Annotated in this window: 7 protein-coding genes; all 7 read right to left on the bottom strand. The window is 65.0% G+C overall.

Annotated elements, in window-relative coordinates:
• Positions 1–426: 426 nt before the first annotated feature.
• The 7 genes from B3873_RS16475 to glgB all read right to left on the bottom strand — a co-directional run bounded on the left by B3873_RS16475 (position 427) and on the right by glgB (position 14716).
• Positions 427–960 carry a hypothetical protein gene (locus B3873_RS16475; protein ID WP_209535756.1) on the bottom strand — a complete coding sequence of 178 codons (534 nt, stop codon included), beginning with the start codon at positions 958–960 and terminating at the stop codon, positions 427–429.
• A gap of 32 nt (positions 961–992) precedes the next feature.
• Positions 993–2681: a glucose-6-phosphate isomerase gene (pgi, locus tag B3873_RS16470; protein WP_286867357.1), complete on the bottom strand. Its 1689-nt coding sequence runs from the start codon at positions 2679–2681 to the stop codon at positions 993–995.
• Positions 2682–2894: 213 nt separating this feature from the next.
• Positions 2895–5852 (bottom strand): malto-oligosyltrehalose synthase, encoded by a 2958-nt coding sequence (gene treY / locus B3873_RS16465; RefSeq protein WP_286867356.1) that lies wholly within the window; start codon positions 5850–5852, stop codon positions 2895–2897.
• Entirely contained in the window at positions 5852–8116 is a 2265-nt protein-coding gene (malQ, locus tag B3873_RS16460) for a 4-alpha-glucanotransferase (RefSeq protein ID WP_286867354.1), read from the bottom strand. Before malQ ends, treY begins: the two co-directional genes overlap by 1 nt.
• A complete protein-coding gene (gene treZ / locus B3873_RS16455; protein WP_286867353.1) occupies positions 8113–10011 on the bottom strand; it encodes a malto-oligosyltrehalose trehalohydrolase in 1899 nt (632 codons plus the stop codon). Before treZ ends, malQ begins: the two co-directional genes overlap by 4 nt.
• Positions 10008–12275 (bottom strand): glycogen debranching protein GlgX, encoded by a 2268-nt coding sequence (glgX, locus tag B3873_RS16450; RefSeq protein WP_276841097.1) that lies wholly within the window; start codon positions 12273–12275, stop codon positions 10008–10010. The genes treZ and glgX overlap by 4 nt, the downstream gene beginning before the upstream one ends.
• 2 nt (positions 12276–12277) lie before the next feature.
• Positions 12278–14716 carry a 1,4-alpha-glucan branching protein GlgB gene (glgB, locus tag B3873_RS16445; RefSeq protein WP_286867352.1) on the bottom strand — a complete coding sequence of 813 codons (2439 nt, stop codon included), beginning with the start codon at positions 14714–14716 and terminating at the stop codon, positions 12278–12280.
• Between the last annotated feature and the right edge of the window lie 131 nt (positions 14717–14847).

Genomic DNA, 14847 nt, shown 5'->3' with positions numbered 1-14847 from the left:
GCACTTCAAACAGGCTTGGGATGGCAACGATCAGCAAGCCCTTGGTCAGCAATCTCATGTGCATTCGCCCGCTTCACGATCATTCTTACGGTGCAAAGCCACCGGTCAAGCGCTGCCGCGACACGTTGCCCGGCGAGCGCCAGGTTGCATCGGACGGCCACGGGCTTGACCTGCAGTGCGCCCCCTTCGGCGTTTCCTTGTTGTTCTGTCCTGCGCACGTCCCGGTTTGCTTGCGGCCTCTGGATCACGTTGATCCGGCCCCGCAGGCGTGCGTTTCTGGTAATCAATTGTTACGCACGATTATAAACTCACAATATGCCCGCACGTGTGCGCGATGGCAAGCGTCAATGCAAAAGCCCGGCAGGACACTGCCGGGCCAGGGTGAAGCGAGGCTATTCGGAACCTCAGCCGTGGAGCCCTGCGCCCCTACGCATTCACGGGCTGCGGCTGGGAGAGCGGATCAAAGTCGATCCAGTCGCCCGCGCGGATGTTGCCCTCGGCGCGTTCCAGATCGCTGCCGTCCACGCCTTGCAGCAGGCGGATGACCTGCAGGCTTTGGGGTTCGTCCTCCACGGCGACTGCCACCAGCATCCCTGCCAGACGCCGCGGCGGCGTGACCTCATCGGTCGCTGCCAGGCTGCCGACCAAGCCACCGAGATGGCCGCCGACCAGACCGCCCAGGGCCGCACCGAGCGGGCCCGTTACGGGTGCGGTGGCCAGACCGGCAGCCGCTCCCGCACCGGCACCCGCTGCAACACCGACGGCGGCACCGCGGTCGGTATCTTCGGCACCGGGTGATTTGTCGCGATCGCCGCCGACCGCAAAGCGGTCATGCTGGCCCGCCGGGTTGACGAAAAAACTGCTGATCCGCTCTCGTGCAAAGCCGGCCTCTTCCAGCACCGAGACCGCATGCGTGGCGTCTTCCTGCAAATCGAAACGGGCGGCGATGATGGTGCTCATGGTCTCTCCTGCGCAAGGGCGGGCAGCGCGGTTCAATCGTTCTGATCGGACCAGGCGCTGCGATAACGGCGAATCAGGGCGTTGGTGGAACTGTCATGGTGCAGCGGTTCGGCCGGATCGAGCAGCTGGCGCGCGGTGCGCTTGGCCAACTGCTTGCCCAGCTCCACGCCCCACTGATCGAAGGAGTCGATATTCCAGATCACGCCCTGGGTAAAGACGCTGTGCTCGTACAAGGCCACCAGCGTGCCCAGGCTGTGGGGAGTAAGCCGCTCGACCAGCATGCTGTTGCTGGGACGGTTGCCAGGGAAGACGCGATGCGGCGTCAAGGATTCCGGCGTGCCCTCTTCCCGCACCCGCTGCGCATTCTTGCCGAAGGCCAGCGCCTCGGCCTGGGCAAACATGTTGGCCATCAGCAGCGCATGGTGGTCGCCAAGTGCTTCCACCGGCTGGCAGAAGCCGATGAAATCACAGGGAATCATCTGCGTGCCCTGGTGCAGCAACTGGTAGAAGGAATGCTGGCCGTTGATGCCATTGTCACCCCAGTAAACCGGCGAAGTCTGGTAGTCCACGGGATCGCCCTGCAAGTTCACCTGCTTGCCATTGCTCTCCATGGTCAGCTGCTGCAGGTAGGCTGGCAGGCGCTTCAGGTACTGACTGTAGGGCAGCACCGCCTGACTGGTGGCACCGAAGAAATTGGTGTACCAGACGGTGAGCATGCCGAGGATGGCCGGCACGTTGGCTTCCAGCGGGGCTGTACGGAAGTGTTCATCCATGGCATGGAAGCCGGCCAGCATCTCGCGGAAATGTTCAGGCCCGATGGCGATCATGGTGGACAGGCCGATGGCACTGGTCATGGAATAGCGTCCGCCGACCCAATCCCAGAAACCGAACATGTTCTGCGGATCGATGCCGAAGCGGCTGGCCTCCTCGATGTTGGTGGTGACCCCGACGAAATGACGCGCCACCGCTGCTTCTTCGCCCAATTGCCGCACCAGCCACTCGCGCGCCGCGCGCGCATTGGTGGTGGTTTCGAGCGTGGTGAAGGTTTTGGAACAAACGATGAAGAGCGTCTCCTCGGCGGGCAGGTGGCGCACGGTTTCCAGCAGCGCGGCACCGTCCACGTCCGAGAGGAAGTGAAGAGACAGGTCCGGTTGCGCATAGGGACGCAATGCCTCGTACGCCATCATCGGGCCGAGGTCGGAGCCGCCGATGCCGATGTTGACGACGTGGCGAATGCGACGGCCGGTGTGGCCTGTCCATGCGCCGCTGCGGACCTGTTCGGCGAAGGCCTCCATGCGGGAGAGCACCTCTTGCACCGATGCGATCACGTCCTCGCCTTCGACCACCAGGCGTGCGTCGGCAGGCATGCGCAGAGCTGTGTGCAAGACCGAGCGCTGCTCGGTGGCATTGATGCGGTCACCGCGGAACATGGCCTCGATGCGATCCTGCAGGTCGCACTGGCGCGCCAGGTTCATCAGAAGAGTCATGGTCTCGGTGGTGACCAGGTTTTTGGAATAGTCGAGATAGATGCCGGCGGCTTCGGCCACCAGTTTTTCACCGCGTTTGTCATCGGCAGCAAAGAGACGCTCCAGCCGGAAATGACGGGCGCTGTATTGATGGTGTTCCTGCAGGGCGATCCAGGCGCTCTTCTCGGTCAGCGACTGGCGCTGGCCATAGGTGAACAGCGGCAGCTGCAGATCGGCGGCGGGCAACTTGGTCATGCGCAAACTCCTTGTACAACATGGCGGGGCCGGCGGAGATGCCGGTATCGCGTCATGGTAGTGGCCGGAGACAAATGCACGACATCGGACGGCGGAACATTTCCATGTAGGAAAAGAGGAAGTCATGCGTGACGACGCATACAAGCGCAGCGCCATCCGTGAAACCCAGAGCCCCCGAACAATCGGTTGTTCGGGGGCTCTTCACGCTACGGCTCAATTCACACGCAACGCCAGCAATTCCACCGGCAGGCTGCCCAGAATGTCAGCCACCACAATGCTGCCGCCGCGTTCGCCATCAGGCATGGCGCACTCCTCCAGCTCACCCTGGCCACTGGTGAGCACGCTGCGCCAACGGCGCATGCCGCCGCCAGCATGCGACAGGACCTGCGGAATGGCGATGCGCGTATCGCCCCAGGACTCGGCGGAGACCAGCGGCAAGGCCTCTTCGCGGCGTCCCTCGAAGGACAGCAGATGACCGGCCAGGCGCGTGCAGATCACCAATGTTGCCTCAAGCGCGTGCTCGCCCCCTTCCTGCACCGGCAATAGCCGGGCAAAGGCGATCACGTGCCGCGCCAGCTTGCCGTGGGTGGTCAACGGAACATAAGCACCCTGCGCAAACAAGAGCGCATGATCGCGCCGGTACTGCAGCACGGCGTGAATCAATTGCTGCTTGGCACTGCCGCTCTGCCAGTCACGCAGCGACACCGGCCGGCTGACGGCATCGGCCAGACGCCGTTCACGCAAGGCGAAATCCACCGGACGACGATTGTCGGGATCGACCATGCTCAAATCCCACAGCTCGCTGCCCTGGTAGAAATCCGGTACGCCCGGCGAGGTCAGCTTGAGCATGGTCTGCGACAGGCTGTTGACCGTGCCCAGCGGTGCCAGCCGGCGCACGAAATCTTCCAGCTCGGTGAGGAAAGGATGATGGCGCGGATCGAGTCCCGGATCACACAGCAGCGCGCGCGTAAAGCGCTCGCAGGCCGCCTCGTAGTCAGTCTGCGGCACCACCCAGTCGCTGCGGCGCTTGGCTTCGCGCAAGGCCTTGCGTTGCCAGGCGATCACGCGCTCGGCCAGCTCGCCCAGTGCACTCAGGTCATCGTCACCGGCACGCATGCCGTCGGGCCAGGCACCGACCAATGTCTGGTACAGCATGCATTCATCGACTGCATCGATGCCGCCCTGCTGGCCCGCCGTCGCCGCCACGATGGGCGCGTTCAATTGGTGCCAGTGACGCAGCACCGTGGACCATTCCTCGGCAATTTCGGAGAGCGCGGCCAGCCGCATGCGGGCATCCTCCCCGCGCTTGTGATCGTGGGTGCCAGTGGCCAGCAGGCTGCCCGGCGTCTGCTCGGCGCGTCTGGCCGCGAGCCGGTGGAAGTGCGACACCGACAGTGACAGATGGGCCGGCTCGGCACCGACTTCATTGCGCGAGAGCAGTCGGCCAAAGCGATAGAAGGCCGTGTCCTCCATCGACTTGGCCGTCAGCGGTGGCGTCAGTTGCTGGAATCGCGCCATGGCACGCAGCTGCAGGGCGCGGCGATGCGCATCGCGGCTGTCCAGCAACAGGTCCCCGCCCAGCCAGCCTTCCACCACATGCAGCGTGGCATGGTCGGCCGCATGCAGCGTGGACTCGGCCTTCTGCACGGTAGCGGCCAGCAGCTCGCGCTCCCCGGCCGGCATGCCCTGCTCGTTGGCGTAGGTACGGTAGACCGGGAAATGCACCAGCAGCTCGGCCACCGCACGGCGAATGGACATGAGCGTCAGGTCGCGCGTCTGCGTGGCGCTGCGCGCCAGCTGGTGCAGGCACAGCGTCAGGGCGTTGAATTCCGCAGCAAAATTGCGGACCAGGAAGCTGCGCCGCGCCTCCTGCACGATGGTCGGGAAATGGCACAACTCGCCCGGACCGTGGCTCTGCAGCTGATCGGCCGTCACCGGCAACTCGCCAACAATGTCGCGCCAGAGTTCGTCCAGCACCGGCTCGCCCTCGCCATCGTGCAGCACCGCCCCGCATTGGTCCATGAACTCGTAACCGGTGGTGCCGTCGAGCTGCCAGCCGGGTGGCAGGCTTTCGTCGCCGGCCAGAATCTTTTCGGCGATCAGATAGGGTTCGTGGCCGGGCCGCAGCGTTCGCAGGCGCTCACGCAAGCGCAGGCAATAGGTGGCAGGATCGGTCAGGCCATCGATATGGTCCAGCCGCAAGCCATCGATGATGCCCTCGGCATAAAGCCGGAAGATCTCGGCATGCATGGCCTCGAAGACGTCTTCGCGCTCCACGCGCATGCCCACCAGTTCGCTCACTTCGAAGAAGCGCCGCCAGTTGATCTCATCGGCGGCATTGCGCCAGTACGCCAGACGATAGTGCTGACGCTCCAGCAATTGATGCATGGCACTGCGGCCATGAGGCTGGCTGGCCGAGAACGCAGCGAGCGCGGCGTCGATGTCGGCCCGCGCCTCGGGATCGGCGGCCAGGGCGCGCAATTGCGCGCGGGCAGAATCGGCGCGGCCATCCTTGCCCTCGTGCGCGGGATCGATGGCGGCAAAGGCAGCGATCACATCCTTGAGTCGCGGACTGCCTGCCGTCTCCAGTACGGCGGCGTAATCCGTGGGCGTAAGCGGGAACACATTGTCGTGATGCACAATCTGCAGTTCGCCGTGCTCGGCGTCAAAGCGCAACACCAGCTCACCCGCCTCCAGCGCTTCCGCGTAGGGTTGTCCCAGGAAAGGCAGCAGGACCTTGCCGCTCAGGGCCGGATCGGGGCTGTCCCAATGGATGTCGAACCATTCGGCGTGGCGGCTGTGGCGGCCCCAGCGCAGCACGTCCTGCCACCACGCATTGTAATGGCCCACGGCCATGTGGTTGGGCACGATGTCGACCACGATGCCCATGCCCTGTGCGTGCAAGCGCTGGTGCAACTGGCGCAGTCCGGCTTCGCCCCCCAGTTCGGGATTGATGCGGGTGGCATCCACCACATCATAGCCATGGGTGGAACCGGGGCGCGCCACCAGGATGGGCGAAAGATAGAAGTGGCTGATGCCCAGGCGGTGGTAGTAGTCCACCGTCGCGGCCGCCTGCTCGAAACGGAAATCACGGTGCAGCTGCAGCCGCGCGGTGGCGCGCGGGATGCTGCTGTGCGCCGCGGGGTCTGGCGATACGGAAGGGGCTGGCATCAAATCTCCTTGGCGGTGCCGCCGCGCACGCGGCGCAGGCGCTCCAGCCTGGCCTTGGCGGCGTAGGCGGAAAACAGTTGCGGCGTATCTTCCGGCAAACGGCGACGCCAGTTGGGGTGAGGCTCGGTCATGCCGGGCAGATTGGGTTGCTGGGTCAGGCCGAGGATGTCTTCCACCGGCACCACGGCCAGCGAGGCAGGCGCGGCGGCGACGTAATCCAGTGCGGCATCGACCACCATGGCACAGTCGTCCAGCGCAACGGGCAAGGCGGACTCTTCGTCGCCTTCCTTGAGGGCCGGCGCAGCTTCGGGCAGCGGGCCGCTCGCGCAGCCCTGCTGCACCAGTCCTTGCCAGAGCTGGCTGCGATCTTCGCGGCGCTGCTCACGGGCGGCCGGCAAGCCGTCCTCCAGTTGCCCGAGACGCTCGCGCCAGGCCAGATCGGCACCGGACCACCAACCGGCCACGGTCGGCAGATCGTGCGTGGTCGTCACGGCAATGGCCTGGCGCGACCAGTCCGAGGGCGGCAGGAAACTCGTCTTCTCACGCTGGAACCAGAGCACGCGAATACCGGAGACACCCGCCTCATCCAGCACGGTATCGAAGCCGGGCGGCACGGTGCCCAGGTCCTCGCCGATGACGATGGTCCGATAGCGCCAGGACTCCAGCGCGATCAGGCGCAGCATGTCCTGCTGGGGGAAGGATACATAGGCCCCGGCATCGGCCTCTCTCCCCTGCGGCACCAGCCACAGGCGGTTCAAGCCGAGCACGTGGTCGATGCGGACTCCGCCGCCCTGCGCGAAGGTGGCACGCAGCATGGACAGGTAAGCACGATAGCCGGTGCGGCGCAGGGCCAGTGGCGAAAACGCGCCCAGCCCCCAGTTCTGGCCCTGCGGGGCCAGGCGATCCGGTGGCGCGCCGACGGTCAGGCCGGCGGCGATCTCGTCCTGATGGCTCCAGGCCTGGCTGCCGCCATTGTCGGCACCGACGGCCAGATCGGCGATGAGACCGATGGCCATGCCCGCCACCCGAGCGCTGTGCTGGGCCTCTGCCAGCTGGCGTGCCGCCTGCCATTGCAGGAACAGGTGAAAATCGATCTCGCCCGCATGCTCGGCCGCAAAGGCTTGCATCTCGGGCGTATCGGGATGGCGGCCAGCCTCGCCCCATTGCCGCCAGTCGCAGCAACCGGCGACACCCTGGCCGCTCAGGTGGTGGCTGTAGGCTTCGAACAAGGCGTGGGCGCGCAGTGCGGCACCGCCTTCGAGCTGGAAGGCGGCGAAGGCCGCCTGCTGCGTGGCATCGCCGGCATGTTCGGTGCGGAACAGCGCATAGAGCCGGCGCAGCAGCGTCATGCGATGCGCACCGGCGCGCGCCCAGTCGATCAGGTTGGCTTGTTGCAGGCGTTCATGTGCGGCAATCATTTCCGAGCCGCCCTCGGCCAGCACCTGGGCCTGGGCATCAGCACCGAGAATGCCGGCCGGATCGATCAGAAACGGATTGAGGAACAGACGGCTGGATGGCGAATACGGGCTGCTGCGGCCGGGATCGGCGGCAAACATGGCATGCACCGGCGACATCGCCAGCGCCGCAGCACCATAGTGCGCGGCCAGCGGTGCCAGCTCGGCCAGCGCGCCGAAGTGGCCGATGCCGCCGTCGCCATAGACCTTGCGCGCTTCCTTGAGGCTGTCGCTGCGCAAGCCATAGACCTGCGCAGCCAGCGCCCAGCCGCGCTCGCGGCCCTGCTCGGCCAGTGCATCGGCAATGGTGTAGCAACGCGGCGGTGCGATGGCCAGCGTCAGGATGTGACCTGCCACCAGCAGGCGGTGATAGCCGGGGACATCAATGGGCGGCAAGGTCGGCGGCGCGTTCAGATCGGAGGAGATCAGCAGGGTCAGGCGGGCGCCGTTGTCCAGCTCCACGCGGCAGGACAGTCCATGCAAGCGCGAATGTGCAGGCAGTGCAACCGGCTGATGCTGTACGCCCGTCAACAGCGGAGGCAGATAGCCTACCGCATGCTCGCGGTCGAGCTGCGCCAGGCTGTCACGGGAGTCGCTGGCCGTAGCGCAGGGCAGGCCCAGCGCTTCCAGGATCGCCTGCAAAGCCTCATCGGCGACGACCTGCGGCTGGTCGTAAGCGTCGATCCAGTGGACGGCAATGCCGGCACGTTCTGCCAAACGATATAAATCGTTTTTAGACGAGGACGTACTCACCGGGGCAATGAGTTCGGGGGCCGCTGTCGTAGCCGGCTGGCGCAGGGCGGCGTTCATGCTGCGCTCCCGGCCTCGGCGGCGGCCGGAGGTTCGCGCAGTGCCAGGATGGCATGGCCCGGGAAGCTGCCGGCGGCCAGCGCCTCCAGTGCGCCGCCACTGTCGAAGAGCACGTCGGCTCCGGCCGGCTGGGCCAGATCGTCCAGGGCTTCCTGCAGCGGCGCTTCGTCCAGATTGACCGTGATGTTGAGGACGCTGCCATTGGCCAGTTGCCAGCGCGCGTGCACGGCCTTGGGACCGATGGCGCGCGCCTCCAGCGACTTGGCTCCACGCAGGTAGGGCACGATGTGCAGCTTGCGGATGTGCAGCAGTTCGGCGACGCGCCGCAGGCAAGCCGCAGAACCCGGTGCCGGACCGGGCTCCGGAATGGAGGACACGAAGGTGGCAAAACTGTTGGGATCGGGAATCTGCTCCAGCAGCTTGGGATCGGCAAATTGCGGGAAGCGCGCGAACTCGCGTCGGCGCCCTTCCCGCACTGCCTTCACCAGTTCTTCGTCGCGATGGCTGGTGAAATAGAGGAAAGGCTGCACCGCGCAGAATTCCTCGCCCATGAACAGCATCGGCACCTGCGGTGCCAGCAGGATCAGGGCCTGTGCGGCGTGCAAGGCCAGCGGATGGGCCAGCACGGTCAGGCGCTCACCGAAGGCGCGATTGCCGATCTGGTCGTGGTTCTGCAGGAAATTGACGAAGGCCGTGGGCGGCAGGTCCGCACTGGGCTCGCCACGCGGCTCACCGGAATACGGCGAAACCTCGCCCTGATAGACGAAGCCCTGTTGCAGGCAGCGCGCCAGTTTCTCCGCGGGGGCCTCGGCATAGGCGCTGTAGTAGCCGCTGTCCTCGCCGGTCAGCAGCACGTGCAGGACGTGATGGGCATCATCATTCCACTGCGCATCGTAGACATGGCTGGAGCGCTCGCGCACTTGGCCGATCTCGGCCACTTCCGCCTCGGCCTCGACGGCAGCGGTATAGCCCAGCAGATGCGCGGCGTTGCCGTCATGCTCCAGCACCAGATGCACATGGCGTTCATTGCCGATCTCGGCACGGACGCGCTGACCCAGCGCCACCAGCCAGTCGGGCTCGCAGATGGCGTGCACGGCATCCAGGCGCAGGCCGTCGAAACGATATTCCTGCAGCCAGTACAGCGCGTTCTGTGTAAAGAAGTCCGCCACTTCCGGCCGGCGGAAATCGATGGTGGCACCCCACAGGGTATTCATGTCATGGCGGAAGAAATCCGGCGCATAGCTGTGCAGGTAGTTGCCATCCGGCCCGAAGTGGTTGTAGACCACATCGAGGAACACCATCATGCCCAGTCCGTGCGCAGTATCGATCAGCGCCTTGAGCTGGTCCGGCGTGCCATAGCTGGCATCGGGCGCGAACGGCAGCACGCCGTCGTAGCCCCAGTTGTGGGCCCCGGGGAATTCGGCCACCGGCATCAGTTCGATGGCGGTGATGCCCAGCTCGGCCAGTTCGGCCAGGCGCTGCTGGATGCCGGCAAAGCCGCCCATTGCGCCCGGATGCAATTCGTACAGCACGGTCTCTTCCCACGGACGCCCCTGCCAGTTCGTGTGCTGCCAGAGGAAGGCTTCCGGATCGACCACCACGCTGGGATCGAAGACATCGCCGGCCTGGCCGCGCGAGGCCGGGTCCGGTGCAGTCACTTCGCCCTGCTCGCGGGTCTGGAACACATAGCGATACAGGGTGCCCGGATCACACTCGGTCTCGAGCACGTACCACGCTGGGGAGGCCGCATCCTCGGCACTCATGGGCAGGCGGCCACGGCCGGTGATGTCCACCGCGACCGCGTCGGCACCGGGTGCCCAGACGCGGAAGCGCACCTGGCCGGGCGCGGTGACCTGCGCGCCGAACGGCAGCTTCACGGAAAAGCGGGCGCTCATGCGCGTTCTCCCCATTCGTTGCGTTTGATCCATTCATTGGCGGCCAGCGGATAGATGGCCGAAGACAGATGCAAGGGCCGGTTGGCAAACACCTGCAGGGTGTGCGCCTGGACCTGCACGGAGGCGCTGCCGTCGACCTTGACCTGGCCGCCCTCGCCTTCCGGCATGCCGGTCGGCTGGGCGCAGTCGAGCAGCAGGAAGTACTCGCCCTCGGTGCGCGGGAAGCTGAATTCGATGGGCTCGTGACCGGCATTGACGAAGATCATCAGCACATCGGGTGGCACTTCCTGCGCCTCGCCCGGCCCGTCCGCGCCCACGTTGGCGGCGTCGTACAAGCGTGAGCTCAGCTGTTTGTGCGGCTCCAGCCGCTTGCCCGCCAGTTGCAGGGTAATGGCGCGCGCCACCGGATTGTTCCAGTCTTCGCTGGTGACCGGTTGCGCCGATTCATCGAACCAGGCCACATCCGGCAAGCCATCGGCCACCATCTGGTTGCCATGCAGGAAGTAACTCGCACGCAGGACGTCGAAGTCGCGCCGGATCGCCGTCACGCGGCCGACGAAGGCGGTCAGCGCGGCACCCTCTGGCGAGCGGGCCTGTTCCCAGTTGATCCAGGAAATGTCGTTGTCCTGGCAATAGGCATTGTTGTTGCCGCCCTGGCTGCGATTGAACTCGTCACCGGCCAGCAGCATCGGCGTACCCTGCGCCAGCAGCGTGGAGGCCAGCATGGAGCGCTGCACACAGGCGCGGGTGGCCTGGATGGCCGGATCATCGGTCTCGCCTTCAGCGCCCCAGTTGTAGCTGGCGTTGTCGTTGTGGCCGTCGTTGTTGTTCTCGCCATTGGCGTCGTTGTGCTTGCCGTTGTAGCTGACCAGATCGCGCAGCGTGAAACCATCGTGCGAAGCGATGAAGTTGACCGTCGCCCAGGGCTTGCGGCGATTGTGCTCGAACAGTTCGGCCGAGCCCATCATGCGCTGGGCAAAGCCGCCGCGCATGGCTTCATCGCCCTTCCAGAACTTGCGCATGTCGTCGCGGAATTTGTCATTCCACTCGCCGAAGCGCGCCGGATGATTGCCGAGCTGGTAGCCGCCGGGGCCGATATCCCAAGGTTCGGAGATCAGCTTGAGCTTGGACAGAACCGGGTCCTGCAGCAGCGCGTCGAAGAAGCCCGAACCCGGATCGAAGCCATGCGGCTCGCGTCCCAACGTGGAACCCAGATCGAAACGGAAGCCGTCGATATGGAAGGACTGCGCCCAGTAGCGCAGCGAATCCATCACCATCTGCAATACACGTGGATGCGACAGATTGAGCGTATTACCGCAGCCGGTATCGTTGATGTGATAGCGCTCCTGCCCCGGCAGCAAACGGAAGTAGCTGGCATTGTCGAGGCCACGGAAAGACAGCGTGGGTCCGAGTTCGCTGCCGCAGCTGGTGTGGTTGTACACCACGTCGAGAATCACCTCGATGCCGGCGCTGTGCAGGCGGCGCACTGCCATGCGCAATTCGTTGGGATCGCCCATGGACATGTAGGACGGCTCCGGTGCGAAATACGACAGCGTGCTGTAGCCCCAGTAATTGGAGAGGCCGCGTTCGATCAGGAAGCTGTCCTGCAGGAAGGCGTGCACCGGCATCAGTTCCAGGGTGGTGACGCCCAGGCGCAGCAGGTGATCGATGAAGGCCGGATCGGACAAGGCGGCGAAGGTGCCGCGCTCATGCGGCAGCAGATCCTCGCGCATCTTGGAAATGCCCTTGACGTGGGCCTCGTAGATCACCGTCTTGTTCCACGGCACCTGCGGCAGGCGATCGTGTTCCCACACGAAGGCATCATCGGTGACCATGGCCTTGGGCATGGCGGCGGCACTGTCGCGACGATCGAAGGACAGGTCGGCACGCGCCGAGTGCAGGCGATAGCCATAGAGCGCATCGGTCCAGCGCACCTGGCCGACCAGGCGCTTGGCGTAAGGATCCAGCAGCAGCTTGTTGGGATTGAAGCGATGGCCCTTGGTCGGCTCGTAAGGACCGTGGGCACGGAAACCATAGACCAGGCCGGGCGCGGCACCGGGCAGGTAGCCGTGCCACACTTCATCGGTACATTCGGGCAGCGTGATGCGCTTGAGTTCGCGCTTGCCGGAGGGGTCGAACAGGCAGAGGTCCATGCGGGTGGCATTGGCCGAGAACACCGCAAAATTGACCCCCAGGCCGTCGGAGGTGGCACCGAGGGGGTAAGGCAAGCCTGGCATCAGGCGATCAGGAAAGGCGACGCTCATTATCAGGACTCTCTACGCAGGATCAGGGTGGACAGCGGGGGCAGGTTCAGTTCGATGGAAGTCGGGTGGCCGTGCCAGCCGAATTCCTGCACTTGCACCTGGCCCATGTTGCCGCTGTTGCTGCCGCCATAGACGGCGGCATCGGTATTGAGCACTTCGCGCCAGACGCCATGATGGCCGGGCGCGATCGGTGGCACGCCGATACGGTAATGGGTGCGCGGTACCGGGGTCAGGTTGACCACGATCAGCACTGGCGGACCCTCATCGGCATAGCGGAAATACGCCAGCACGCTGTTGACGCTGTCGTCGCCCACCGCCCAGGAGAAACCGTCGGCGCGGCAGTCGCGCTGGTGCAAGGCAGGCTCGCTGCGATACAGATGGTTCAGGTCGCTGACCAGCTGGCGCAACTGGCGATGGCCGGCAGGATGATCGCCGTGTTCGTTGAGCAGGTGCCAGTAGGGGGACTTGTCATGGTCGAACTCGTCAGGCTGGCCGAACTCGCTGCCCATGAACAGCAGCTTCTTGCCGGGATGCGTCCACATGAATCCGTAATACGCACGGACGTTGGCGAAGCGGCGCCATTCGTCGCCGGGCATCTTGTTGAGCAGCGCGCGCTTGCCATGGACCACCTCATCGTGCGATATCGGCAAGATGAAGTTTTCCGAGAATCCATATAGCAAACCGAATGTCATGTCGTGGTGGTGATAGCGACGGAACAGCGGGTCATGCTGCATGTAGCGCAGGGTGTCGTTCATCCAGCCCATGTTCCACTTGTAGCTGAAACCCAGGCCGTGATGGTCGGCCTCGTTGCTGACCTCGGAGGTCACGCCGGGCCAGGAGGTCGATTCCTCGGCGATCATCAGCACACCGGGGCAGCGCTGCGCCACCACGGTATTGAGTTCACGCAGGAAGGCCACGGCCTCCAGGTTCTCGCGCCCGCCGTGGATGTTGGGCACCCATTCGCCGGACTTGCGGCTGTAGTCGCGATACAGCATTGAGGCCACCGCATCCACACGCAGGCCGTCAACGTGGAAGTGTTCTATCCATTCCAGGGCGCTGGCGATCAGGAAGCCGCGCACTTCATTGCGGCCGAGGTTGAAGATCAGCGTATTCCAGTCCTGATGGAAACCTTCGCGCGGATCAGCGTGCTCATACAGCGCGGTACCGTCGAATTGCGCCAGGCCATGCTGGTCGCTGGGGAAATGCGCCGGCACCCAATCCAGCAACACGCCGATACCGGCCTGGTGGCAACGGTCGACGAAGGCCGCAAAGCGCTCCGGTTTGCCGAAGCGGGCACTGGGGGCAAACATGCTGATGGGCTGGTAGCCCCAGGAACCGCCGAAGGGGTGTTCCATCACCGGCATCAGTTCGATATGGGTGAAGCCCATGCCGACCACATAGGGGATCAGCTCATCGGCCAACTCATCCCAACTGAGGTTGCGGTGCGCCTGTTCGGGGATACGCCGCCACGACGCAGGATGCAGCTCATAGATGGACATCGGTGCCGACAGCGACTGGCGCTGTGCACGCTCGGCCATCCACTGCTGGTCCTGCCACAGGTAAGGACGGGCATCAGCCACGACCGACGCGGTGGCCGGCGGGGGTTCGGTAGCGCGCGCGACGGGGTCGGCCTTGAGCGGCAGCAAGGTACCATCGCGGCCCAGGATTTCGTACTTGTAGACATCGCCGGGGCCGATGCGCGGGATGAACAGTTCCCACACGCCGGATTCATGGCGCAGGCGCATGACGTGGCGGCGGCCGTCCCACTGGTTGAAATCGCCGACCACCGAGACACGCTCGGCATTCGGTGCCCACACCGCGAAGCGCGTCCCGGGCACGCCGTCGATGTCCATCGGACGTGCGCCCAGGCAATCAGCCAGCTGGCGATGGCGGCCTTCGCGCAACAGGTGCAGGTCGAGCTCGCCGAGCAGGAGGCCGAAGGCATAGGGGTCTTCCGTGCTTTGCACGCTGCGGCTGCCGTCCGGGATCAACCAGTCCACTTCAAGCACATAAGGCACTTGATGGCGACGCTGGTCGAGACCAGTGGCCACACCACTGAAGAAGCCGCTGGGCTGGCCATGCAGATCGAACTGCTGCAACTCACCCAGCAGCGCGCCGCTGTGCCGGCATCGCACACGTACCGCCGCCGCGCCGGGATGGAAGGCGCGGATGGCAGAAACGCCACTGGATTGGCTGGCATAGCGCGGGCCGAGCAGGCCGAAGGGCTGTGTCAGGCGACCGGCCAGCAAGGCTTCGAGCAGGCCCTGCTCTTCAAGGGAAAGGGACAAGGCGGTTTGTTCCGGGAATTCAGGGGGATGAGAGGAATGAGAAGAAGACGGCGGCTGCGCCGAAGCGGAACCGGGGGCGGCCGAGCTGGCGTCGGAAGTCTCTTCCTGGGGCGTCGTGGACGCCCTATATGCCGTGACAGACATGCCGGACATGCACACTCCTGTTGTTGTTATCGGGGTTGATCGAAACATCGCAAAACAGCGGAATCAAAACAGCGGAATCAAAAACCGGCGCGCTGAGGACGGCGCGCCGGCAAACACTCTCCCTGCCCGGTCCATGCGGA

This window comes from Herbaspirillum sp. UBA812 (genome assembly GCF_002296545.1).
In the GTDB taxonomy this organism is placed as follows: Bacteria; Pseudomonadota; Gammaproteobacteria; order Burkholderiales; family Burkholderiaceae_D; genus Herbaspirillum; species Herbaspirillum huttiense.
Note: the sequence above shows the minus strand (reverse complement) of the source record. Positions and strands in the feature narration are given on the sequence as shown.

Excerpts from the sequence above, each read along its gene's own strand:
- B3873_RS16475 (WP_209535756.1), bottom strand. The coding sequence starts at position 960 with ATGAGCACCATCATCGCCGCCCGTTTCGATTTGCAGGAAGACGCCACG.
- pgi (WP_286867357.1), bottom strand. The coding sequence starts at position 2,681 with ATGACCAAGTTGCCCGCCGCCGATCTGCAGCTGCCGCTGTTCACCTAT.
- treY (WP_286867356.1), bottom strand. The coding sequence starts at position 5,852 with ATGCCAGCCCCTTCCGTATCGCCAGACCCCGCGGCGCACAGCAGCATC.
- malQ (WP_286867354.1), bottom strand. The coding sequence starts at position 8,116 with ATGAACGCCGCCCTGCGCCAGCCGGCTACGACAGCGGCCCCCGAACTC.
- treZ (WP_286867353.1), bottom strand. The coding sequence starts at position 10,011 with ATGAGCGCCCGCTTTTCCGTGAAGCTGCCGTTCGGCGCGCAGGTCACC.
- glgX (WP_276841097.1), bottom strand. The coding sequence starts at position 12,275 with ATGAGCGTCGCCTTTCCTGATCGCCTGATGCCAGGCTTGCCTTACCCC.
- glgB (WP_286867352.1), bottom strand. The coding sequence starts at position 14,716 with ATGTCCGGCATGTCTGTCACGGCATATAGGGCGTCCACGACGCCCCAG.